We start from the raw sequence: 24,553 nt of genomic DNA, 5'->3' as shown, positions 1-24,553 counted from the left end.
CTCCACATAATTTTAATTCGCTGGGTTTTCAGGAGCTGCTTGAATAGTTCGCTTGCTATTAATTTTATGCAGTCTTTCGATTTCGTTATTTATATTTTCTTTTTGGTGCAAGCCATTGCTATTAGCTTTTAACCACTCGTTATACTCTTTTTGTAATGCAACGTTTTTTGTCATATTCTTTTGTATAGCGTCGTTATACAAAGTCTCGTTAGGAGGAATGATTCCCGTATCGTTGCCGCTTACGATAAATTTGCCTTTTACGAGTTGAGCTACCGGCATAATCGGCTTGCTAAATGATTGAATATTAAACACGCTTTTTATAATAGAATCAAGTACGGCATAAGCATTGTATGAAGCAATTTTATTCATAATGTCTTGACGATCAGTTTCCGTTGATTGTTGTATAACAAGAAGGTGTCTATAAACTTCATTGTAAACCCATATCATATCTTCGGTTTTTTCAATATCAACTTGTCCACCGGCTCCTACAGCAGGATCTGTATAACCAGTTACAATTCGGTCTAAAACTTTTTTAGATCTTGCTAAAAGCCCTTCTTTGATAATAGGGCTGTTAGGATCTATATATGAAATGCCGGACATTGACGCTCTATCCAAAGAGAATACTATAAATACCTTATCTCCATTGTTATTTTCAGAGGTTCCTTGAGCTGGAATTGCAATAGCACCAAATCCAAGAGCCGGAATGTTTAGAAGATTTGTTTTTGCATCTTTTGACATAGCTTCAGAAGGTGTTGGATCGGTACCGGCACCACCTCTTCCGTCTCCCGTAAGCATAACTCTAAGGAAGTTTTGGATAAATGAAGCCTCTTCGTTACCCGGAACATCAACTTTATGAATGCTCTTACCTGTTGCGTCTTTGGTTAAATTGATTGCTTGTTGCGATTTTCCACCACTTGCAGGGGTTGGAGTGCTTCCTGTTGAGCCGGGCACAGTATCAGGGGCTTCAGGTAAATTTCCGCCATTTGCATTGACAGCTTTTATGGCATGTCTCATGATATTATCTATGGATGATAAGTCAGAAGCCACAACATCTACACCTATATATTTTGCAAGAGCGGTTGCAAACGCAACTTGTGCTATACGACTTTCTAAAGTCATAGATGTAGCGGTTGTATTTTTGGTTTTCACAAGGTTTTTAATAAGATCATCTACGGAAAACACTAAAACACCATCACCTTCCGGTTGTTTTCCAGATCTTGAGGCTGTAATAGCAAATTTTTTAACTTGGTACAATGGGACGGAAGCCAAATCAGGAGATCCCATCAGGTTGGCAAAAAACTTGGCTCTTTTATCGGACATTGTAGAGTTTTGAAAGTCAAAAAGAGTGAATAAGAAGTCGGTACCAATTGATCTTTGAACGTAGAGTTGGCTTACTAATCTACTCCAGTTTTCGGCTATCTGCTCAGGAGACTTTGCGCTAGTATAATCCCCAAAGCCTTGGAATACCATGTTAGAGTCAAAGTTATCAAGCCACTTGCCCCATGCAGAATTCTTAATGCTGTTGCTGTATTTATCAAGAAAATTCTCTGTATCTTGATTATTTTGAAAAAATCCATTATCTACAAATTTATTATGAATATACCCAGTCAAAGTTTGAGAAGAGTCTAATCCTATTGTGTTTCCTATGCTTCGTCCTATGTTATAGCCGGATTGGCAAGCATTAGCTAGTAAATTTTGAATGTTTTTTGCCCAAGTGTTTAAAAATTCAAAAGCCTTACCGACCCCAGGAAGAGAGTAGAAAAGTCCAACTGCGACACCCCATGCAAGTGAAGCACCGGCATTTTTAAGCATCATAGCAAGACGATCTAGCCCGAGAATATTTATAAACATACCTTTTACGCTAAGACCTCCACACCCCATTCGGCTTGTAGGCTGAGAGATGGAGAATATCGGTTCTGGTTCGTCAAAGGCAGCTCCAAATCTAAAAAAGACACCGCCGGGAATGTATGTCATATACTCATTTACGGAACCGTCCGGATTTGTTGATTTAAAAAAACCGCCGGCTGTTACGTTGCTATACATAGTATCCCCAAAAACATCTGTAAAGAAAGAGGTTGGTGAGCCTACAGATGCGGCAAATAGTGTAGATTGTCCAAAAAGAGCTACAGAGACAATGGTAGCAATAATTTTCTTGATCTTACTCATTAGTCAACCTTTTTGTATCTTGATATATCATCGAGTTATTTGTATCGATTTTCTTAACACCCATATTTTTTTGTATCTGGGCGCTGTTAAATGCAGCTGCAAAATCAGCCGGGTCTACAATATTGTTATATTTTAAAAAGCTAATCATTGCATTTGCAATTCTAGCTTCGCTTGTTTCGCCGGTTAGAATTGTTTGGTAAATCTTCTCTTTTTTGTTTACTTTATAAACTCCGACTATAGACGGAGTTACCATCACATTCATACGCTCAAACATCTCTGGGCGAACTTCAATGGGAGTTTTTTTCCAAAAATTTTTAACCCAGCTGTCGCCAATATTAGATGCGAAAGACTCTATTGACTTTTTTGCTCCTTCGTTTGGCACAACGACAGTTACATTGATATTTTTCCAAGCATCTTTACTTAATTGACCTAAGTTATAATAAGCGTTAATGGCTTGTTCTAAATGAGTATTTCCCCCAAGAAATATAATAATGCCGATTTTTTCCTTAAGTCCGTCAAGAGCTATTATTTTTCTGTATTCAAGCATATCTTCGGCTGTAGGATCGGATAGTGAATCTCCGTAAACCATGGCTGCGTCGGTAGGATAAGCTTCTGCCCCCTCATTCAAGAAAGAAAACCTTAGTCCTTGTGATACATTGTCCAATTGGTTAAAATACTTAGCTTGCCACTTTAAATATTCTTTGGAATTTGTCGGACTTGGTTCTCTTAACCATTTTTTTAAAACAGGAATTTGCTGAGCTTCCGCTTGCACAGGCATTACAAAACAATCAGCAGAAGAGTTTGTTAAACACTTCTCGCCTTTAGAGTTTGTTGAATATTCCGGTGCCACATCCGGAAAAGCATAGTTAAGCCTTGTCTTTATCTCCTTTAATTCGCGGTTGTTTCTCTTTAAAACCTCAATTAAGGCAAGATCTTTTTTAAGCATTAGATACTCTTTTGAGTCAAGCTTAACTTTGATTTCTTGATCCTGATTGTCTGTTGTTTTTACTGTCTCTTTATACCACCACCAGCCATTGGCTGCATCATACTCAAAAAGGCTCGAAACGTCGCTAGATGGAGCTTCTTGAGAGATTAATAATGATGACATAAGGATAGTAAGTATAAATTTTCTCATTTAGTACTCTCCTCAATATCAGGTTTAATTATAGCGTATTTTTGCCTTAGACTCCAAACTTGCATTGAGGGCACATTAAATTCCTTAGTTACAAAAACATTTGAAGTTAGAGTAATCGGACTTTTAAACTCAATTATCTCTTTTCGCAAAACAAAATGTCCTAAATTTACAACATCTTTCAATTCAATTAAACCGCCATGAAGTAATACTCGAAGTTGCTTTTTCGCTTCTAAACCATAAAGTGTTTTTATATGAGTTGTTTTTACATCTTGCTTGTGGTTATTTAACTCATCTAGTTGAGTCATTATTTGGAGGTAGAATGTTGTTAAATCAGTACTTCCGTTAATTATTTCATAATCGGGCTGTTTACGAAACAGATTTTTTATAGTACTTACCCCACGCTTTTTACAAAACATAAACATGTATTTAATAATATAACAAATATATAAGATCAATAAAATAAAGGCTTTAATAGGGATTGGATCTTTTATTATTGAAGGATAACTTTCAATAATAGCGTATTTAATAATTTGGTTTGTTGTTATCCCCTCTTTTTTTGATTGGTTTGGCGATGTTTGTTCAGTATTTTCTTCTTGCATATAAAAGTCCGCTATTTTACTTGTACTATATTGTTTTGGCTGAGCTTTTGCTCCTGAACTCTGGCTGTATTAATACTATCGCTTTGGAAGTAGCTAGTTAGCATTTGAGCCTCTTTATCTTCACGCCATCTTTTCATTAGTTTTTGAGCTAATTCAATAGGATAGCCTTGGGATAGCCCGGTAAACTCATACTGCTCTTGTATGTCCTCTTTGTTTGGCTTATAATGAGATCTTTCAAATGCATACAAAAAACCCAGAGTACCTACTACGGTAATAAAGGTTATAAAATATATATTTCCCCAAAGTCCGTTGTTTGAATTTATAAAAATTTCAACAAGCTTGTTGTGAAACCAGATTAGTCCGTTTGTTAACGTGGCTTGCCAGCCGTCGCTCAAAACACTGCCTGAAAGCTGCGTAATTATCTTAAAAAGAAGCAAGACAAAATCTTCCATAAACGATACGCAAAAGACGAAAACTATCATGAGCGACAAAAAAACGCCAAGAAAAGTAATATAAAAGGTGTATGATGTAAAGTTAGCTATTGCTTTTGTTACCGGACCTATAACTTGAGATCTTATTATTGCGTAATATATTAAATGGTAGCCTATAAAGACCAGTAAAGGAATGTAAATTATGGCACTAAGGAAAAACCCAAGCCATCCCTCTGAAAGCTTCCATTTGATTACGGCAAAAATAGCTGCTATTGTTATATATATGCCATAAGCCGTTCCGTCTCCTATGGATAGCCACATATAAGCGTTAAAATTTGCCTTTGATATAGCGTTTTTATCTATCGTGCCTTGAGCGGCTTTTTCTTGAATATAATAAACGTTGCCCATATCCTGAAATTCTTTAGGAAGAGAGTGGAAAAAATACCTATCTCCCGTAATTTCGTTGGACTTAATCTTTTGAGTTTTATCCTGCTGTCTGTCTATATCGTCAAAAATATCAGCCATATCTATGCCCTCTTATTTTTTATTATAAAATTCCTGATTTTTGATTTTTGAGCGTTTGGATTCATAAGATAACTTTAAAACTAAAATTGGAATAAAGGTAATTAGAAAAATAGTGGCTGTTGCGGTTATATCAAGTTGAAAATAGTTGCCTATTGTTGCTGCAATAACGAAGCCAAAGATTAGGTAAAAATAAAAAATAGTACTAATCCAAAAGCCCTTATTTTTTAGCAATAGTTTTAAAGATGTCTTGTTCATGTATACCTCCATGTCTTAAAAAGCAAATAAAAAATAACAAAACATAGTATATCATAGATTTTAGTTCACATCTACTTTGTAGCGCTCTACTCGAGATTTGCTATAAAACAACTTTGTATAATTTTTTATTTAAAAATGTTCCTAAAAAGAACGTGTGGGGAAAAGCTCCCCACAAATTATAATTCAAATTTAAACTGGCTTAAAAACTCGTGGTAACGAGGTTTTCCTTGATTTTCAATATGAAAATCGACAAAATCGTAACCCCATTTTCTTAAGCTGTTTTTATCGCCGCCTTTCCAATTTCTAATTAGATAGGGGCTATTGTTAGGTATCTTAAATGTCTTACCAAAAAGATTGACACAAATTTTACCTAACTCCTTGCGCTGAAACGCCTCTATTGCAGTCTTATCCATGATAGAACCTTTGCGGGTTTTAATGGATGTGCCCCAAGCATACATAATATGCTCGATTCTTTGCTCCTGAGGAACATTTTTATTCCACATAGCAATTTGCAAATGACGTGAAAGCGCGCCTTTTATGCCAGCATCATCAGCATCCGGAAAGTCATGCAATCGCTTGCCTGCCAAAGCCTTTAATCCCTCTTCCGGAATAGGCGTGTTAGCAGAGCCTGATGTTACGCAGGCTAGGTTTTTTGCGATATTATTGACAAAATCCGTATGCCCTTCGGCATATATCACATCTTTACCGAAAAGTCGAATAAGATGTGAGCCAAGCAAGACTCTTTTTGCCTTACTTCTAAGTTTGCCTTTTGATGCGCCCGGTAAGATGTTCTCAGCTTCACGGTTGTACTTATAGTGTCCCCATGGTACTTGATTGGCATCTTGTTCAAATAAAACGACACGATCCATGTCGTTGTATTGATCCGGGATGGCAAACCCTATTAAAAGAGCATTTGAGTTAAGGAAATTTAATCTTTCCTCTTTACTGCAAGCCCTTAAAAAGCCGTCAAAAACTTTGTTAAATCTGTCTTCGTACGTGACGCGATTACTTACAAAGTGTCTAACAACTTCAGAACGATACGGTTTTGGAATCCATACGTCCTTTTGCATTTTTTGGGCTTCAAACTGATACTTTTGTCTATCGGTATCTGTTTGCTCACCCAACCAGCTTAAGATTTTTTCCATAGCATTTTTCTTACTATGTCCTAGGCTTATAAGTCTTTGATATGGGTTAACGTTTTCTCCTGTACCAAAGTCTTTAACTAAATACCCCCTGCAACATCCTTGTGTTGCAATGCAAGGCGCAGCCGAAGCCGTATGATCTTCTGCACGCAGTTGCATTTTTAGGGTATTTCTACAATCCGCCGGAAAACACACCTGCAACTCTGCTTGGTGAGCTTCCCAAAACTCATACACTGTTTTGGCTGGTATGAGTGCGGAGAAAAACTCGTCTAGCAACGGGTTGCTGTCGTTTTTCCTTGCCATTTTAAACTCCTTTAAAAAATTTACTACTTATAAAATATAAATAGTTTGATGTTAGGGTTATAGCTAAAAATAGTGATTAGCAAATGTAGTGCGTAAATTTTAAAAAGAGATGGATAAGAACGCCTGTTTTTAGAATATATATCGCAAATCAACGAGTTTACTTTCAGAGTTGCTTAGTAACTTTTCAACAATCATAGACGTAAAAGCGTAAGGTATGTACTCTGCTCTTGTGGTATTAGTTTTTAATGAAGGCGTGCCTGCATACCAAATTTCCAAATGATGGGTATTTGAGCTATCAAGCTCAATATATCTTGCAAAAATTTTATTAAGATAGCCGTCTGTATAGCTATTAAGTGCATCAGAATCAACGACTTCACTTACATTCAATAGTCCGTGATCTTGCATGGCAGATAGTATGCGGTGCATCTCATCAGAGCTGCTATTTGTAACTCTATCGAATATAAATACATAAAGCTCTCTAATATCAACAAAACCAAGCCCCATAACCTTAGAATTGTTTTTATACCCTTGAAAATCGATGTTGATACGATCTCTAATGCCATACCCACTTATTAAAACAGGGATTTCTTGATTTACTAAAAAGTCATAATCCTTTTTCTCCATGTTGATTTTAGCTCCAAAATACCATGGAATACCAAAATCAACTCCCGTATATTCCGATGAAAATAGGTTTATAGCGGAGGCGTTTTTTAAGCCTTCTTTGTGGTAATAAGCTATGTCTTCAAGCATGGCTTTTTGCTGAGAGATGAGCTCGGGGCGTGGGGCGGTATTTGCCGTCCCACATCCTGATAGTATTAAGCCTATAAACGAAACGGATAATATAAGCCTAATAATAGGTTTCATTAGTTTTTGTCCTTAAGGAAATTTTGTATTATCTGATCATGGCTGGCGTCTTTAATGTTTGTAGATTTTTTTAATTGCTTCATCTCTTTTTCTATGCATTGAGATCTTAGTTTTGCAATTTCGCCTTTTGCCTCAGCCAACTCTTCCTCACAAGATTTGATAACCTGCTCTGTTTTGGTTGGGTTTTGTTTTTTGTGTACTATACCACCGTCTTTCTTAATAGGTTTTTTAGGTTTTGTTTGCTTTTGGATGTTGTCTCTGGTTTTATCTAGCTCTTTTTTGTCCTGTTTAATCACCTCCGTTTTTATGTTATGCATATTAGTAGAGGCTGCTTGTTCGTATGGTTGATAGCCCTTTTGTTTAAGATCTTCAATCAACTTATTTGTATTTGTGTTTTGAGATTCTAAGGCTTCAAGCTTATTAAGCAAATACTCAAGCTTTTTGTTGGTATCATGCAAGCTCTTGCGTACTCCTTCAAAGGAGGCTTCCCTGCTTTTTTCAGACGAAAAAACTTGCATTTCAAGTTCGTTGTATTGTTTAATTAGCTTTACGACCGCTTTAGTTAAGTCCGAATTATCAACGGCAAGTGTTGATGATGGCAGTAGCAAAGCAAACGCTACAGCCATAAAATAGATTATCTTTTTCACTTATTTTCCTTTATTCTTTTTTGATTTACTTAAAAATTCTTGGATAACGGCTTTATCCCTTAGCTCTTCTTCGCTCTCCATATTAATTGCGTTAGTAACCGCAGCAGGATCATCATTGATGTAAGAGTTTACTATCGCCTCCTCTTTCTTAGATGTATAGTTTTGCTGTTCTATCATAGATTTTGATATAGGGGTTGGTATTTCGCCTATATTTGAAGTGTTTTTTGGAGTGTTTTCTCCCACAACCCATTCAGGCTCTTTTACTACCACATAAAGATCGTGGCTTGCAACTAAATCACCTTCATTGTTTACATAGTTTGCAACAAAGACTTGTTGTATGCGTCCATTGTCCCGAATAATGTTGCCCACCTTTGTGCGTGAGCTAACCATAGGAGCTTGCTCTTTATAGACAATTGAAAGATCGTTTTCTTTAGTAACTGCAAGATCGTTATACCTACTTTGGAAGCTTGCTGATTTTGTGCCTAAAGTCTTACCGGCTTCTTCAGCTTCTTTGCGTGCTCGCTCTTCGCGCTTTGCCCTTATTTTTTCGGTTTGCATCTCTTTTTTCTTTAAAGCTTTATCTATGCGGTCCTTCCACTCTGAAAGCTCATAGTTTTCAAATTCGTCTTCCCTATCATGCTTTACTAAAATTTCGCCGTCATCATTGATAGCAAAATAAAGCTCATAATCTATATCCGACCTCATATAGTCATCTTGAACCTTGCGTAAAGAGTCGCGATATTTATGAATGTTTCTTGGCGAGCCTGAAACACCGAAAGTCTTAGTTTTTGCGGTTTCAGAAACCGATTTGTCGTGTCCGATACCAAACGGATTGCTTAGGCTGCAACCGGTTAGTAGCAGGGCGCTAACACCTGCTAAAATTAAAGCTTTTTTCATTATTTTTTTACCTCCATAAGCTTAAGACCTTTTTGTTGAGATTCATCTCTTGATTGAGTAACCGATCTTGTAAATGCATTTTTTGAGTTCCCTATTGTAGTGTCATTAGCTTTTGTCTTATCCTCATAAGCCTTTGAACCCAAATATGTATCTATGGCATCAACATCAGTTAATTGATTTTCAACAACGGCAAAATTTTCACCTCCGAGCAATAGTAGATCTATCGTGCGTCCACCACGAACCTCTATAACAGGGAATATTTGTTCAGCCATTTTTAAATAATATTCTCCAAGCTTTCCAAATACTGTTGCAAGACCTCCGGCAGCCGCACTTTTTGCGTTTTCTGATACAGTTTGACCGGTATTGGTTCCGAAGTTAATGGTTGTCGTGTTTTGATTTGCAAGAGCCTGAGAGAATGTTTCAAGAAAGCCGGCTACGAATGTTCTAGCCAACCAAGCCCCGTTTTTATGCAAAAGCTCTCCTGGAACTCCGGGCATTCCGTTTTCGCCAATCGCCCAACCTTTAATATCAGCTTCTATACGATAGGTGCCTTCTTGGAACAAGCAACTCAACTTAACAAGCTTGATTTCTGCCGTCTGAGAATTCATATTGCCTTTTGCACTACCTATCAAGAAACATTTATCTGCCGAACCAAGATGATCATTTGGTTGTATAATATTGCCTTCTGCTTCAAACAAAACAGGTAACGGATCGCTTTCCCCTTCTTGAAAAGCGGGGGCATAAGCTCCGGTAAGCATATATGCTTGAGTTAAGCCGGTGCTTAGGTGATAGTTGTTTTTCTGCAAATCTTCTTTAGTGCTTGCCTCAGCCACTTCGTTATCTATATCTTGCTGAGCTTGAATAAGAGCTTCATTGAAAGAGTTGTCCACACTAACTACTTGAATGTTTTTTCTTTTGGGTAACTCGGGATCAAGTAAAGGCAATTCAACATTTTCATCTGTAATATTGGACTCCGAAGCGATAAATGCCTCCGGAGCCATGCCTGTCGTATTGGAAATAACAGTGCCGTTTTGATCTATAATAAGTTGCTTTTGCTCATCTGTTCCGCTGGATTTAAACGGAACTACAATGATTACCCCGCCGCCAAGTCCATCTCCTTGTTTTTTAGGGGCAAAATTTGAACCTATAACCAAATCCGTGTTTGAGCCTTTGTAGGCAGGAGTGCTTTGCCTTGCAACAACTTCGATTTGTTTAATTTTTTCATCTTGAATTTTTAGTTGATTAAAAAGCTCTTGCTTTAAAGCCGCTATTTTAGCATTTGTTGCTTCGCCCATGTTTTTGATGTTAGATTCGTTTTGTCTTTGGTTGCTTTCCAAAACTTCTTTGAGCCCGCTTATAAAGCGATCTTGCTTACTTGATTGCTCCTGAATTAAACTTTGAATAAGCCTTTGCTGCTCCTCTATGCGATTATCAATTGAGATAGCCCACGTCTCCTTAAATTCAGGGTTCTGTATTACCTTGAAATTATCTGTTTGTTGATGCTGTCTCTTCTTTTCATATAGTGCACTTGAATCGGTACTTAAAATAGTACTTACCAAAGATATAACTATGATTGAAATTAAGATTATTATAATGCCGACTATCAAAAAAGTTTTTTTCTTTTTTGCCTTAACGTCCATAGTATCAAAATCTTGGTTTATTTTCTTAGCCATGAAGCACCTCTTTATTTGCCCAATTTGGCTGCGATGCTGGATTTGTTAATAATCAGCCACATCTTAGTTACTTGACCCGGTTTAATAGTGTTGTATTCAAATGCCATAGCTAAAATTCCGTCTGTATAAAAATTGGCAAAATCCAACGTTAGCATATACTCCGTAGTATTTCTTACAAGCCATGTTTCAACCCTATATTTGCCGCCGTCATAGTAAAACTCTTTTTGCATTAACAGGTCGGGCGTAGTAAATTGCTTATTTACATTTACCCTTGTATATCCCGGAATAGCCTCTCCGAGTACAGCTTTTTTCATAATATTTGTAATATCTCTCTCCACCTTACCGGTCTCAAATTTCTTAGCTGCAACGGGTGCGCTTTCATTAAGCACTTTATTTGAAACAAAAGTAAAACTTTGTGTGTCTCCGGTAGCCTTAACTTTTAGTAAGAAAGGCTCGCCTGATAGAGAAAAAACTAAAATGTCCGCAGTTTCTTCTTCATTTTCAGCCGTCGCTAAGATTATAAGAGACATGTTCTTCGAGCTAACTTGAAAAGCCTCCGGTGTTTCGCTTGACATTTGAGCCGACTGGATAACAAAAGGGAATGTAAGTAGGTTCATCGTATTGTTTTTTAGATTTACCTCTACTAGCTTTCCATTGTCCAAGCTAATTGTTTTGGCGCTTGATGGTAGCGCCATAAATATAACAGAAAAAGCTATTAAGCTTATTTGTTTTAAAAACCTCACTTTTACCTCCTCTTATTGTAACACTTCATCAAAGTGGACAAATTGATTCATTTTTAGTTGTTTTCTTGCATTAGAGTCGTTTAATCCAAAGAAGGCGGAGCTAATACTTTGGATGTAAATATGTCCGTTTCTAACGTAGCACAAAAACGTATACGAGTATCTCATTCCGTTTAACTGGTCTTCCGCTTTGCCTACTTGTCTGTTAATTGTGCCGAATGCAGTAACTTTAAAATATCCTCCCGCAACTTGATCGACTTTAATATTTTCAACATTAAATCTTTGAGTAATAAAGTTTGTTTTTACAAACTCTAAAAATTTCATAATATCGGCTTTGTTTTTGTATGCTGTTTGGGCATCTAAAAACGGCATAATATCGTTGAATTGCTTATCCACATTGGTGTAAGAAAAAGTGCCTATACTTTGCACCCAAACTTTAGCCCACATTTTAAAGACTTCCGGACTTGCGGAGGTTGCACCTATCACATATTGCCCAGACTCCATAAATTGTGGCACTTGTATATGAACCACCTTATTGCTTGCTACATCAATTAATGATTTTATAACTAAAATCAATACGATAAACAAGACGGCGATAACGCCTATTAGCCACTTAATGATAAATTTAAGTGACCCCTCTTTTTCAAAATACGACATGTAAAACTCCTTAAGAATATAAGGTGGAGGTAAAACCGTATGGAATTACCTTACCCATATTTTTTATATGCGGAAAAAAAACTGCTCCAGTCTTTTGTTGATCGGCAGGAGATATAATTCCTTTACGATATAGCTTTTGAGCTGCATAGCCATCCGGGCGATTTCTCTTTGCTTTTGAATAAAGCGTTGCCACTCCCAAACCGGACACTACAGCGGTAATCATAACGGAAAGAGATCCGAATTGAGGAAAAGCCAAAGAAATGGTAACAATAGCAGTCATAATAATAAAAGCCAAAAAAAACTCATCAATTTCAAAAATACCTATAAGCCTCGGTCTATCCAAATATCTTGGAAAAAAATTAATCGGTCCTTGTCCAGACATAACTAAAATCCTTCAATTGAATTATTTAAATTTACTAAATCCCTAACAAGGGTATCTTCCATTTCTCTGATTGTTTCATTATATTTACGCAGCAGGTCTTCTGAGTGCTCTTGAAATTTTAAATATGAAAAATCTTTCCAGCCCATTGCCTCGGCGTCGGAGATTGCGCGTTTTACTTGAGATTGCAAATCTCCGCTTTCTTCAATTAGCAAGCGTAATTTTTTTAAAACCAATAAAACGGCATCTTGAGATATTGCTATATTACCATCAGCCATGACTACCTCCACTTTGCATCATGTTATTCTTTTTGTTTACAAGTACATACTTGGCATTTTTCTTTAACGAGGCATGAAATTTTTTATTGAGAATAGTATTGTCAAAGTCTTGTATAGCCCCCCACAATGCTTCTCCTATATAAAAGTCGTCGCCCTCTTTAAATAGCCAGAAGTCTACTTTTGAAAAAAGAAAATATGCAGGCATATTTCTTTTATTTTCACCATAAGTTTTTAGGTTATTTAAGAACAACCTAAATCCAAGTAGTATTATACCAATAAAAAATAGGTTGATAAAAATCGCTGTTTTGCCAATAAACATAGAGATTAAAGTTGATAGGGCAAATATCATCATGATGATTACAAACGAGGTGATAGCCTTGGATGAAAACTCATCAACTTCGATTTGATACTCCATTGAAATATCCAAATTTTCAACTACATCTCTACCGCTAAAAATACCGTCTAAAGGAAAGTTATCTAAATATACAAATTCTTCCATTTCTTGTTTTTTCATAACCTGTTTATCTTCATCGTGTTGTTTTTCTTTTTTACTGTCAGGTAATATAGCGGTGCGCCAGTCGCTTTCAGATTTTTTGGAGTCTTCAAAAAAGTTTTCATAATACACTACCTTGTCTCCAAATCTAAGGGTATATTTGTATACTTTTGGATTGTGTTTGTTGTATATTTTAACTACAGGCACGGGAACTCTTGCCTTATAAGATTCCATAACGATTTTGTCAATTTTATTTAGAGTGTTAGCCGCCACCTCAAAAAACTCTTTAACGTCATAGTTGTCGGATTGATACATTAAATCTTTTAATTGGTTTTGTAACTTTTCGTTTTCTTCGCCTATGTAGATGTAGCGATCAATATATTCAGTAATTTTTTCTATTTGGACGATAAGTTTTTCCAGCTGAAAATATGTGTTTGAAATATCGGCTGTAATAGAAGCGAGATCATCTGCTCCAATTTTCATCATTTTATTTGAAACCATATTATATTGCTCTTTGTAGAACATATCAAAATTTGTGTTTTTGAATGACGGATTGCGATCTAAAAATTTAGACCACATATTAGCCAAATTTTGCAGCTCATTAGAAACATTTGAAAACTCTTTTTCCTTAAAAACTAGCTTTTCAGTGTACTCATAGATTCTCTTGGCTTCGTATAAAACGTTTTTAGGGTTAAATTTTAACAAATCGTTAATCATTGCGTTTTGAAGTCCGCCAAACTCAGAAAAATTAACCTTTTTTTGTTGCTTTTCAAGATCCCCCAAAGAATCAAGGTATATTTTAAGGTCTTCGCTTTCGGTTTTATGGAAGTCGTTTAACCTAGAAATTCTTGCGGCTTCAAACTCATTACTTCGAGCAAGAAAAGTGTCAAAAAAATTATTTAGCTCATCTGTTTTCAGCATGTTCAATCACCTTTTTTAAAGTAGCGTCTATGTATGGTTTAAATTTTTGAGTATCAGCATCAGAACCGCCTGATGAATACATAGCCACATTCTTAGATGATGACTCTTGATAAGTCGAGTCGTCTCCAAAAATTTTTGTATTACCGGTTCCACCTTTTAAAACTATTTTTTTCTTAAAATCTCCGAGCTTGGAGTTTAGATCAAAATCTACAACCTTTCTGTAATCTGAAATAAAAAGGCAGGTATGGATGCCAAGCTCAGGACCAAGTTCAATTATTTTAAAGAGTTGTTTTTTCTTTAATTTTTGAGTTTCATCTGCACTATAACCGGCTCTTAATATATTCATACCATCTGCAAAAAAGAGCATAAAAAATATGCTTTTATGTTTTCTTTTTTCATCTTTTTGATCTGTTGCTACAGATAGAGCTTCCTTTCTTCTGTCAAGTTCGTCTGATAATTCTTGTATATAACCTTCGGTGTTAACATTTGTTAAAAAAGCTAGTTGCGTGTTCGGATGAGCTGTTTTTTGATTTTTGATCTTATCCTGTATTCTTGCTTCAAAAGTGTTTTGAAGCGTACTATAATAAGCGCCAAAGTATATAGAAGATTCTTTTTTGCAGTTAGCTAACTGATCTAAGATATATCCGAAAATAGATGATGCGTGAAGTATATTGTTTCCAACCATTAAGAGGTTATCCGCATACTCTGATTTAAATTGAAGCTTTAAATGATCAAGTTGTAAGCCGGAGCTCTCTCCAATATATGGAGAAAATGTGTTAAGGGGTTGTTTTATCGTAGAATTGTTTGATATGTTGGCAGGGGTGTCTCCATTGTATATAAATCTATTTTTGAAAAAATCTTGATATTCTTCCGGAGAGTACCTCTCTTGCATTAAACTTAAAATATTTTCTTGTATAGTGCTTATTGCCTTCATATCGGCATAATACGCCTGAAAGAAAACATTTTCACCTTCTACGCCACCGCTCCTATTATAAATACCTTGACCGGGATCTCTTAATGTTCTTGGAGCTAAGTTGTTTTCAGAAAAAACTTTTGGAATGTCCTTATCAGCCATTTTAAGTGCTATTCTTAGCTGTAAATTTGACATAAGAGATTGATCCATGTTAATGCCAAGCAAAGTTTGGGTTGCAAGAATTATATTTACGCCAAAAGATCGTCCTCGCCTTAAAGCGTCATCCATTCTTTCGTTTGTTATGCTTGTTATGCGAGGTAAATTTGGGAACAAATTTTGAAACTCGTCTATAACAATAACAATACGAGGTAGTATTTTAAGTTTGCTAGAGGATTCTTTGTTGAGTATATTTATTTTTTCATTATACCCCTGTAGGTTGTTAACTTGCATTTGTTTAAACAGGTCGCCACGACGCTCTATCTCATCTATCGCTTTTTTAAGGACTTGATGTCCGAACTCTATCTCGCTTTCCATAGATAAAATTTTTACGTAAGGAAAATCTTTGTATGCTGCAAACTCGGTTCCTTCTTTGTAGTCAAGAAGCCAAAATTCAACTTCTTCAGGGCTATAATGAATGGCAGTTTGCAATATAATATCGTGTAGAGCAACCGTTTTACCAGAACCTGTGGCGCCAACTATTAGTCCGTGATATGTCGCTTCATCTTCTCCATAGTTATTTACGCCAAGTGATAAATATATGTTTTCAATGCCGGCTTTGGCAAACGGTGTGCATAATCCTTTTGAGGCGCTACGAGTCCAATAATCCTCTTTGTTTTGAGGTAGAGTTTTTAGGATATTAATTATTGGTTTAATATTAATGCCCTCAATTCTTTTGTTTAAATCGGAGATTATGTCTTGGACTAGGTCGGCATTGAATTTTTCAAAATCAATTTTATATGTATTGTTATATAAAGCTTTTATACCCTTGGAGTCTCTTAGCGGAGTGTGTGCAAGCATGACGTTTTTATTTAAAAGTCCTTGCTTTGTGTAATCATGCATAGAGTTTTCTTCAACTTCAAAAATCGTCATATTTTTTGCTATGTCTTCAAGCCTTAAATTTCCGCCGATACTTTGAGATAAGCCATCTCTACTTCTTAAAGATATTGTCATAAAGACGTAAATTCCCGATTGAGCTCCATTTGACAAGATGGCGTTTAGGTTATCCATAGCTCTTTTTGTAAAACCGTGAGGAAAATCGGCTATAAAAAGAAATTTGTACGGTTGAGGAATTTCATCGGTATTGTTGTTGTATTGCTCTATTGATGTATATTGTTTTTGAGTGATTGATTGAGCAATAGAGGTAATGGATTGTTTTAGCTCAAAAAGTATTCTTTCAATTTCAGCTTCTTCGGTCATTACCTTATTTGTAATTTTCTTATCAAAAGTTAAGATATGAGGAAAGTTGTTACCCGATCCGTTCTTATCAATAATTATACATTGAGCTAAAGCATCGGGTAGTGCTGTTATAGCTTTTAAGCCTAGCAGCTCCAATGTATTATATATAAGGTCTTTGTGTTTTATATTACTAAAAAAACCTATATGTTGTTCACTAAAAGGGATTAGCAAAGGTCTTCTTGAAAAGAAATTTTCGCTAAGAAGCTGAGATGGAACATTCTTCCAGCTTTTTAGAGCTCCGCCTTGTAGAATGGCTGGAAATTTATAATTATCTTTTGATAGAAGTTTTCTGTCTGCCATATAGGTTTGGAAATTTAATGGGCTAATTGCTGAAAATGCTATACCAAGCCCATCGTTATTTAAATCTTGAATGGTCTCAATGTTATCGGCGTCAATTTCTTGAGAAATTGAATACATATCGTTACGAAGATCTTGACGCAATGTGTCGGTTGCATTAACATAAAGCTCTTTTTTGATGTATTCTTTTTTGGTGTTTTGGGCTTGGGTATTCATATTATATCATCCCCGATTCTCTGTTTTTCACTTGAATTCTTAATATTCCAGCATCTCTGCGCTCTTTATACTCCTCTTCGATACTTGTGTTTTTCAGGTATGAATATCCTATAATCACACGAGCGTCAACCTCTAAAACGCCGTATTTTTTCATTACAGCCTCTATATCTCCCCTATCGCTAGGATTATTTGTATATATCCAATAATTAAGCCTATCTACGATAACCCGCCCTATAAACGAGGATGCCGAGTTTTTAACAAATACCTCTGAATAGTAAGGGCGCTGAGCCTTAATTGTTTTCATAAGGTCTATGCTGGCTTGGTCAAAGTTTAAGCTGCCTCGTTTAGCCGCCGCAACAATTGACTCTTGGTTTTGTTGAAAAAAGAATTTCCACTCGGAGGTGTCAAATATCGCCCTTGTAGCCGGATTTTTTTCAAAGTCGGATATGCCTTGGGTTATAATGCCGCTTGCTCCATTGTATTTTCTTGTTCGTCTTGCAGCTGTTTCAAGGAAACGAACTACAACTTTATTATCCATAATAGACCACGCCTCATCAACAGCAAGTATCTTCTTTTGACTTCTGTCACTCATAAAAAATTCCGTTTGAATTATGTGTGATATAGCAGCTAAAACAACTAATTTGAGCTGTTCTTTCTTGTCTAATTCTTCTAGCTCAAGCACAACAAATTCCGAATTAAATTTCAGGTTGTTTGTGCCGTTGAAATATTTAAAATACTCTCCATCCTCATTGCCAAAAGGATATAGGGCGGTAATTAGTTGGGATAGCAGAGAATCTGTTTCGTTTGTCTCAAGCTGTTTTCTTTTTAGCTGATCTTCCAAAGATTGGCAAACCTCTCTCATGCCTGCGCTACGATGTTTTTTAGAAAAGGCAGACGTGATTGCTTCTGAAATATAACCAACTAAAACAGAAGCGTCCATATTGCCCTCTGCATCTTTTGGTGAAACTGATTGCATTGCCATAAGAGCAACAAGAGGAACTAGGGTTTGAAGCTCATCCTCATGAATTTTGGTGGGATCTTCTTTTTTTGTTTGAATGTTTGTAAAAAAGTTGAGGCACAAATTAGAGTCTTCCGTAAATTCTATATATTGCCCTCCCAAAAGCTGGCATAAAGATGCGTATGATCGTCCGACGTCAATTACGCGAATTTTGGCTCCAGCCATTAGGTAGTTTGTAAAGAAGTCAGCCATGGCAAAACTTTTACCTGAACCAGAAGCTCCCACTACAATAAAGTTATAGTTTGTGGATGTGGCGTATATATCTGCGCCGGATACCTGCCCTCCCCTATCCACATAGGTTAATACGGGAGCGCCAAAGCCTTTTTCTCCTGTAATAAACGGGGTTATGGAAGCTAAATTAGCTGAAAACATAGTATTCATACGTTTAGCTAAGTGTTTTAAGACGTATGGCTCAAAGTTTAGCGGCAAATGGTATAGTAAAAGCCAGTGCTGAATTAAAGTTTCTTCTTGAAGAACCCAGTTGTCTTCTAAAAATTTCTTTTTAAGTATTTCGCCATACTCATTGACTTTCATAGGATCATCATCCATAAGAACGCAGCACCATGAGGCATAAATAGGTGACTCACCTTGGTGCAAAAGTTGATTAACGAGCTCTGATTCTTTTGCTCTTTCTACAATGGCAGGAAAAAATCTTGCCGCCGAGCCAAGTGACTGAGTTTGCCATAAATTCCATTTTACTTTTTCATCAACTTCTTTTTTTATTTTCTCTCTATTTTCATAGTAAACGCACATAGATAGAAAAAACGGGCAAGGTATTCTAGGGGATATCTCATTGCCCCAAAAATCATAAAATTTGTCGTTTACCCCATATATACTCATAGTTTGAGGAAACATCTTTGTAGTAAATACTTTGGCATGCCACTTTGTTTTACGCTCCGTAATAATTCCGGCATCATCTTTTTTGCTAAAAATATCAGAGAAAAATCTTGACATTTTGGCTAGAACGCTTTGGTCTCTTAGCTTATCTATCTCATCTTCGGTGTCATCGTCTTCTTGTAAAGAGCTTTTTAACTGAGAGTATCTCTTTTGCTTTTCTTCATTTTTGTTTAACATGTGTCCAATGCCTATCGTACCCACATCTTCTTCAATGTGTAAGATAGAGTTTGAATCGACAACTTGAGTGTTTAGCGTATTATAGTTATCTTCGGGAGGATACCACATAGGCTGATCCGGAATTAGTATTTCTCTTAGAACGGCAACCCACTCCCTTCCTGTAAACCTAAGCGGTCTAAAATCGTTAAGTCCCTGCTCTATTTTTGAAAACATAGAAACAAGTTCCGACTCACTAAAAAAAATTCCTTCTCTTTTTTTGCGAGGTACCGTTATACAAACCAGATTTACAAAATTACGAAGTCTAAGATCGTTTCCTTTTCCGATAATATTTGCATTAGAGTGTTTTTTAAGCCAGCCCTCTTTATTGATCTTAAGCTCTGAAAGTAAGTCTTTGTTGTCTAGTTGATAGTTAGGTATTTCTGAAAAAGCTTTGTGGCTTTCACGATATGCATGTCTATATCCGGTAAGATTGCGTGATGCAAAAGCGAAAAACTGTATTGAGCTTTTATCCGGGAGTTCTGCCGAGTTAAAAAAAGCTCCGAGCCTGCGTTCTATTTCAACTCCTGCATATATTGGAGGGAATATTTTAAAAACACATCCCCAGCGATCATTTGCCATTTCGTATAAGCCTATATTAGTGCCTTCGATGTCTTTATAGGATCTAGCCCATATAAAATCGTCAACCCCCTCACGCTCTAAAAGTGCTTGGAATTCCTCTTTTTTTATTGCCATATCAAGAATCCTTTATATGTAAAAAAATACATTTTTTGTGATTGTGATGATTATATCTTATTTTTTTTCTAGTACCTGAAAACATCGGTATTTCCTAGATTTTTGACTGTTTGATAAGCTGCAAAAAAGCTCTAAAACATTGCTTTGAATATTACCATTCGGGTTCATTCTTTACTCCTTTTGTATCCTTAGTAGGATCTCCGTATTCGCTGATTAATATCGACCTATCAAGTTTTCTTAAAAGGGTTAATAATTTATATCTGTAATCAGAGATTGGATATGAATTCCAGTTTAATAAAGTTTGATATGGTATGCCGGTGAGTTTGCTTAATTCTTTGATAGTTCTCATTATTTATCCTGCTGCATAGTTTTAAAATAGTTATTGATTAAAATTATTGTTTTGGATAAAATTTGGGTAATAATATGTTGCCGGTTTGTAACCACATAAGTATTATGCAAAAATCAGACCTCCACTTCTGCTTTTATAGAATTATAATATATTTATGCTTATATAAAACTGATTATGTATCAATATGATAGATTTATATATTGTTTTGATATATTGAGCTGTAGGACATTAGAATAAAAAAGATCTCCCTATAAAAGGGAGACTGAGCCGACTATGACTCGTAGTCTATAGCCGGTTCACTTAGCAGCTGCTCAGGTTGCACTTGAGGTGCTTGAGCGACTGCTATAGTTGCCACACTTGCAATTGTGTGCTGCGCAGCTTTTTTAACTCTTGAGCTATTTTTGGTAGCCCCTGAGTTGTTTTTATTTTCGCTAGAAAGATTAGCGAAATTTAGAGCTGCAAGCTCTTTGTCCACTGCAAGCGTGAACTTTGTATGGTTCGCCGCTCTCTTTACCGTTTCAGACAAGAAAGCCTTTTCAGGATAGAGAACGAAAACCATAAACATGGCGAGAGTCGGAATCATAGCAAGATTGCCGTATAAGACCCCTAAAAAACCATAGCCAACTAAAGTGGCTATGGTTAATATCCCGCCAAACAGACGTGAGCTATGTGCGAAGCAATGCATCGCAAAGAACATTGCTACAACAGTGGCTATCATGTCCTTGTTTACAGCCCACGAAGCCGTGGCTAAGGTAATTTTGCCAAAAACCGCAGCCAAACCCATTAATACCACTTGCGCGGTAAAAAATAGATCTGATGGCTGCTTAGAAGCCTTTGACTCCATTACCATATTTGCCGATAACCAAATCAGCAACAATATGCAAAGCACTAAGCCTGCAATGTTTTGTTGCTTCAGTGATACCAGCAAACCAAAGACCACCGTTTGCTTAGCAAAAAAAGTACTAAGCAAATTCTTGCCTGTAGCAAGAAGGGTGGTCACAGCCACTATTGCACTCAAAATGGTAGCCATAATGAGTGCAGTCAAATTGTTGGCAAACGTGTGTATCGTGTCTGCCAAAAAGTCTACATACATACTATCTCCTTTCTTTCTAGTATGATGTATTAGCTTCTTATCTGATCTCTTACAAAACCAAATTCAAAGCACCGCTGTCCCATATCCGTTAACTTTTGTTTCTTAAAAACTGAGCTAACAAAAACAGGACCTCTGAAAACAAAATACCACATAAGGCACTAGCCTGAGTGATATTAATGATTTCATTCTCCATTTAATCTCCTTAAAAAAATTAAAAAATATAAGGAGTTATAGCAAAAAATCCGTGTTTTGAATTTTGGTGTTTTATAAAATGAATAAAAAGCTAAAGAAAGGTAGTTATAATAAAACTACCTTAACCGGGGCTACCCGTATCTGATACTTAGTTGGACAATAGTACAGACGGGTCCAAAGGCTGAAACTTATCATCAAATAGTGATGGTGTTCCTTGTGCGTTCAGCTCTTCTGCTGCTCTAAAGCCTTTTTCGATAATCGCGTCGGCTTTTGCCTTTAGCTCTGCTGATGGCTTGAATTTTTCAAATTCGGTGTCACCAGTCAATACTTTTGATAAACGTTTTGCCTGCTCTTCTTTAGGTGCATCTAATACCCAATACAACATAGGCTTTGCTTTCGGGTGGAAAGACAGTGGCATAGGTATTACATTGATAGTGTATTTTTTAAGTACATCAGGGGTTATATTTGATTCTAGACGTTGGCAATATGGACATTCAGGGTCGGTTACTAAATATACCTGCTTCTCTCCTGTTCCCATCTTTACCATAACTGCGTCATTTATAGTTTTTGCATCAAGAGGTAGTGCTATTTTCTCTCCCTTAACATCGTAAGCAGCTCCTGCCACTAAGATGTCGGGAATGTCGTTAAAAACAAAACTTTCAAATTTTTGATTGCCTTGCGGGGTTCTTACGATTACCCAAAATTGCTTGAATTTACCGTGATCAATTCCTTTGTCTATAGTTACTTGTCCTTCGGTAAACACTGTTGGAAACCTCATTTTTATCTCTTTTAACTGCTCAGGTGTCAGCTCCCTTTTTGCCTCATCGGCGTAGATGCCGGAAACGGCTATAAAACCCATTAAAAGCATGGCAACGATTTTTTTCATCAACTCTCCTTATTATGTTAAGATTTGTTTGTAGATTTTTATTATATAGTATTTATGCTTAAATATACTTTAAATAGATATTTTTATGATAAAAGATAAGGTAAGTAAAACATATAAATTTGTAGTTAGCAACCTAAAAGGTTGAAGGGTCTAAGAAAAATCTTAGACCTATCATTTTAGCTGGCTCTGCCTATGTTCGTAATTGTAGCCGCGCCGTCAGACGTTACGTTGGCGTGAATTACGATCTTGCTTGGTCCCTTACTCTTATAGATTAAGGAATTTTCGCCATAAGGCTTCTTGCACTCAACATCAAACACCTCGTCTGATTTGCCGTCCGGATAATTTACGGACAGATATTCAGACAGATATGTGATATGATCCCAGCTAACCTGATTTGGTTGAAGTCTAGGATCGTTGAGCGCTTGCTCTTCTACGTCTCTTAAAAAAGCGACATTTGAGCCTTCGCATTTTCTCTCGATAGCGTATAAAAAACGCTCATTTACGAGATCGTATGCGCTAACCAGCTTGGCTCCGCCTACCTTCACAAAGGTTTGTGAAAGATTTAAAAAGCCTTTTTTCGTATAGTGCTCTTTTACAAAGTATTGCACGTTTATACGAAGGCTTGGGCGAGCTCTTTGTAGAGCAACTTCAAAGGCGTGATAAAGTGCATTTACAAACGCTATATCATCCCTTTTTGAGCCGGCAAAATATTTATTTATACTTTGCATGAAAAGATCAAAACCTTGGCAAGATACCAGGTTTGATACCGTTTCATAAACCTTATAGATACGATCTTTGACAAGATATATATCATATATGGCTTCTTTAGCTCCTTGCTCTAATACCTTAAAGCCGTCTACTCCTTCCGGTAGTAGATCAATAAAGGCAATTTTTTCATTGCCAACTTTAAGCTCTAGCTTGTTTAGATTCGCTAGTTCTTGCATTTGTAACTCCTTTAAAAAATTAATGCCTATAAAAGCTATAGGTATTTAGTTGGAGTTATAGCAAACAAAATTTAAGAGTCGTAAGAAGAGGTTGGTTGTTTTTTTGCTGCGTTTGGATAAATTTCAAGTGAGTGTATAAAAGAGAAGCCCTAAAAAGGGCTGATGTGACTCATTCCGCGTACGGAACGAGTCCCTGAAAGCGAAAAATCGCTTTCTTTAGTACGGAGCCGTCGGGTTGTGGCTCGTCTACGCTATCCCTTGTAGAATAGGTAGAAAAGCACCTTTCGGCACCTATAGCTGTCGCTAAGTGGTAGCAAGCGCGAGGCTCGCCCACAACGACAACAACTTCAAAGCCTTGGGCTAGCTCCACGATAGGAGCAATGTGCTTTCGCACGTCACTCATCGGGATATTACCCCAGAGGCTTTTGTGTTGGTCGTTAAGTACGACAACATTAAACTCCTTTGCCAACTCAGCCGGTATGGCATGGTTGGCAATGAAAAGTAGTTTTTTCATTTTAATCTCCTTTAAAAAAATTTAACCATGTAAGATATGGTTCATTAAAAGGGGTTATAGCAAAAAAATATTGATAGTTGAGGATTTTTGTGTGATTAAAAGTTGTTTATTAAAAAAGAGAGCCCTAAAAAGGGCTGTGTCGCGAAGCGACAAAAAGGGATTAGCATGTAACTTTTAAAGTGTGCATGTATGAATCCCATACAGCCACTTGATACCCCTCGCTATCGCGAATGGTTATCATGTGGACCCCCTCGCCCATCTCTCCCTCGTAATAGAGGGTGCTCGATAGGTACTGTCGAGCAACTTGTGATTTTATAAACCACAAGATGTTGCCAATTCCCCATTGACAAGGGGTTTCGTACGTGGTCTCGTCGACCACAATAGGGTGTCGTAAATCCTCTTCCTCCTGATCCTGATAGTCATCAGAAGGGAAGAAATCAGGGATATACTCCCCAATCTCTTCTTGGTTGACAACAGTCAACCAAAGAGGAGAGAGCAAGCCTCTCTCAAATTCGCCAGAGTCTGAGGCTGTAACGCCCACAACCCTAACGAACTTTGGTCCATAACAAGTATGGACCAAAACAAGAACCGCTTGGTCCTCGTTTGAGTTGTTTAAAGCCTCTGAAATTACACGGAATTCGTCAAACGACAAATTCCAAGAATATTCGTAGCCATCTTGCTCGTGTATTGCTTTAACTGTGAAGTTCATTTTTATCTCCTTAGAAAAATTAAATTAAACATGTTATAGCAAAAAAATATGTATAG

The 24,553-nt window shown here is 36.7% G+C and carries 24 protein-coding genes; 1 reads left to right on the top strand and 23 read right to left on the bottom strand.

Annotated features, from left to right (window positions below):
- Window positions 1-12: 12 nt before the first annotated feature.
- The 19 genes from ACHJH3_RS06070 to ACHJH3_RS05980 form a co-directional block, all read right to left on the bottom strand.
- Window positions 13-2,166: a conjugal transfer protein TraH gene (locus tag ACHJH3_RS06070; protein WP_407064020.1), complete on the bottom strand. Its 2,154-nt coding sequence runs from the start codon at window positions 2,164-2,166 to the stop codon at window positions 13-15.
- Complete coding sequence (locus tag ACHJH3_RS06065; RefSeq protein WP_407064019.1) at window positions 2,159-3,301, bottom strand: hypothetical protein; 1,143 nt, start codon at window positions 3,299-3,301, stop codon at window positions 2,159-2,161. The genes ACHJH3_RS06070 and ACHJH3_RS06065 overlap by 8 nt, the downstream gene beginning before the upstream one ends.
- A complete protein-coding gene (locus tag ACHJH3_RS06060; protein ID WP_407064018.1) occupies window positions 3,298-3,900 on the bottom strand; it encodes a hypothetical protein in 603 nt (200 codons plus the stop codon). The genes ACHJH3_RS06065 and ACHJH3_RS06060 overlap by 4 nt, the downstream gene beginning before the upstream one ends.
- Window positions 3,901-3,911: 11 nt before the next feature.
- The gene (locus ACHJH3_RS06055) at window positions 3,912-4,856 is read right to left on the bottom strand and encodes a hypothetical protein (protein ID WP_407064017.1); all 945 of its coding nucleotides are present in this window, start codon (window positions 4,854-4,856) and stop codon (window positions 3,912-3,914) included.
- A gap of 12 nt (window positions 4,857-4,868) precedes the next feature.
- Window positions 4,869-5,111, bottom strand: a complete 243-nt coding sequence (locus ACHJH3_RS06050) for a hypothetical protein (protein WP_407064016.1) — start codon at window positions 5,109-5,111, stop codon at window positions 4,869-4,871.
- 176 nt (window positions 5,112-5,287) lie between these two features.
- Window positions 5,288-6,448, bottom strand: coding sequence for a hypothetical protein (locus tag ACHJH3_RS06045; RefSeq protein WP_407064015.1), 1,161 nt, complete (start codon window positions 6,446-6,448; stop codon window positions 5,288-5,290).
- A 237-nt stretch (window positions 6,449-6,685) separates the two neighbouring features.
- Window positions 6,686-7,420 carry a hypothetical protein gene (locus ACHJH3_RS06040; RefSeq protein WP_407064014.1) on the bottom strand — a complete coding sequence of 245 codons (735 nt, stop codon included), beginning with the start codon at window positions 7,418-7,420 and terminating at the stop codon, window positions 6,686-6,688.
- Window positions 7,420-8,067, bottom strand: a complete 648-nt coding sequence (locus ACHJH3_RS06035; protein ID WP_407064013.1) for a hypothetical protein — start codon at window positions 8,065-8,067, stop codon at window positions 7,420-7,422. Before ACHJH3_RS06035 ends, ACHJH3_RS06040 begins: the two co-directional genes overlap by 1 nt.
- A complete protein-coding gene (locus tag ACHJH3_RS06030) occupies window positions 8,068-8,964 on the bottom strand; it encodes a TraV family lipoprotein (protein WP_407064012.1) in 897 nt (298 codons plus the stop codon).
- Window positions 8,964-10,637 carry a TraB/VirB10 family protein gene (locus ACHJH3_RS06025; protein WP_407064011.1) on the bottom strand — a complete coding sequence of 558 codons (1,674 nt, stop codon included), beginning with the start codon at window positions 10,635-10,637 and terminating at the stop codon, window positions 8,964-8,966. The genes ACHJH3_RS06030 and ACHJH3_RS06025 overlap by 1 nt, the downstream gene beginning before the upstream one ends.
- Before the next feature lie 11 nt (window positions 10,638-10,648).
- Window positions 10,649-11,380 carry a TraK domain-containing protein gene (locus ACHJH3_RS06020; protein ID WP_407064010.1) on the bottom strand — a complete coding sequence of 244 codons (732 nt, stop codon included), beginning with the start codon at window positions 11,378-11,380 and terminating at the stop codon, window positions 10,649-10,651.
- Window positions 11,381-11,392: 12 nt separating this feature from the next.
- Complete coding sequence (locus ACHJH3_RS06015) at window positions 11,393-12,034, bottom strand: TraE/TraK family type IV conjugative transfer system protein (RefSeq protein WP_407064009.1); 642 nt, start codon at window positions 12,032-12,034, stop codon at window positions 11,393-11,395.
- A 10-nt stretch (window positions 12,035-12,044) separates the two neighbouring features.
- Window positions 12,045-12,416, bottom strand: coding sequence for a type IV conjugative transfer system protein TraL (locus ACHJH3_RS06010; protein ID WP_407064008.1), 372 nt, complete (start codon window positions 12,414-12,416; stop codon window positions 12,045-12,047).
- 2 nt (window positions 12,417-12,418) lie between these two features.
- The gene (locus tag ACHJH3_RS06005; protein WP_407064007.1) at window positions 12,419-12,691 is read right to left on the bottom strand and encodes a hypothetical protein; all 273 of its coding nucleotides are present in this window, start codon (window positions 12,689-12,691) and stop codon (window positions 12,419-12,421) included.
- Window positions 12,684-14,105, bottom strand: coding sequence for a hypothetical protein (locus ACHJH3_RS06000; RefSeq protein ID WP_407064006.1), 1,422 nt, complete (start codon window positions 14,103-14,105; stop codon window positions 12,684-12,686). The genes ACHJH3_RS06005 and ACHJH3_RS06000 overlap by 8 nt, the downstream gene beginning before the upstream one ends.
- Window positions 14,089-16,986 (bottom strand): FtsK/SpoIIIE domain-containing protein, encoded by a 2,898-nt coding sequence (locus tag ACHJH3_RS05995; protein WP_407064005.1) that lies wholly within the window; start codon window positions 16,984-16,986, stop codon window positions 14,089-14,091. Before ACHJH3_RS05995 ends, ACHJH3_RS06000 begins: the two co-directional genes overlap by 17 nt.
- 1 nt (window position 16,987) lies before the next feature.
- Entirely contained in the window at window positions 16,988-19,810 is a 2,823-nt protein-coding gene (locus tag ACHJH3_RS05990) for a TraG/VirB4 family ATPase (protein ID WP_407064004.1), read from the bottom strand.
- Window positions 19,811-19,961: 151 nt separating this feature from the next.
- Window positions 19,962-20,159 (bottom strand): hypothetical protein, encoded by a 198-nt coding sequence (locus ACHJH3_RS05985; RefSeq protein WP_407064003.1) that lies wholly within the window; start codon window positions 20,157-20,159, stop codon window positions 19,962-19,964.
- A gap of 271 nt (window positions 20,160-20,430) precedes the next feature.
- Window positions 20,431-20,877 carry a hypothetical protein gene (locus ACHJH3_RS05980; RefSeq protein WP_407064002.1) on the bottom strand — a complete coding sequence of 149 codons (447 nt, stop codon included), beginning with the start codon at window positions 20,875-20,877 and terminating at the stop codon, window positions 20,431-20,433.
- On the opposite strand from ACHJH3_RS05980, the gene ACHJH3_RS05975 reads away from it, so the two are divergent.
- Window positions 20,876-21,277 carry a hypothetical protein gene (locus tag ACHJH3_RS05975; RefSeq protein WP_407064001.1) on the top strand — a complete coding sequence of 134 codons (402 nt, stop codon included), beginning with the start codon at window positions 20,876-20,878 and terminating at the stop codon, window positions 21,275-21,277. The two genes, ACHJH3_RS05980 and ACHJH3_RS05975, sit on opposite strands and share 2 nt — an antisense overlap.
- Before the next feature lie 315 nt (window positions 21,278-21,592).
- On the opposite strand, the gene ACHJH3_RS05970 is transcribed toward ACHJH3_RS05975, so the two are convergent.
- The 4 genes from ACHJH3_RS05970 to ACHJH3_RS05955 form a co-directional block, all read right to left on the bottom strand.
- Window positions 21,593-22,330 carry a thioredoxin fold domain-containing protein gene (locus tag ACHJH3_RS05970; RefSeq protein WP_407064000.1) on the bottom strand — a complete coding sequence of 246 codons (738 nt, stop codon included), beginning with the start codon at window positions 22,328-22,330 and terminating at the stop codon, window positions 21,593-21,595.
- A 176-nt stretch (window positions 22,331-22,506) separates the two neighbouring features.
- Window positions 22,507-23,274, bottom strand: coding sequence for a hypothetical protein (locus tag ACHJH3_RS05965; protein ID WP_407063999.1), 768 nt, complete (start codon window positions 23,272-23,274; stop codon window positions 22,507-22,509).
- A 169-nt stretch (window positions 23,275-23,443) separates the two neighbouring features.
- Window positions 23,444-23,668: a hypothetical protein gene (locus ACHJH3_RS05960; RefSeq protein WP_407063998.1), complete on the bottom strand. Its 225-nt coding sequence runs from the start codon at window positions 23,666-23,668 to the stop codon at window positions 23,444-23,446.
- Between the two features lie 280 nt (window positions 23,669-23,948).
- Window positions 23,949-24,497: a hypothetical protein gene (locus ACHJH3_RS05955; protein ID WP_407063997.1), complete on the bottom strand. Its 549-nt coding sequence runs from the start codon at window positions 24,495-24,497 to the stop codon at window positions 23,949-23,951.
- Between the last annotated feature and the right edge of the window lie 56 nt (window positions 24,498-24,553).

The organism is Campylobacter canis (assembly GCF_045504005.1).
Classification (GTDB): Bacteria; Campylobacterota; Campylobacteria; order Campylobacterales; family Campylobacteraceae; genus Campylobacter_A; species Campylobacter_A canis.
This window is presented reverse-complemented; position numbering and strand designations above follow the sequence as displayed.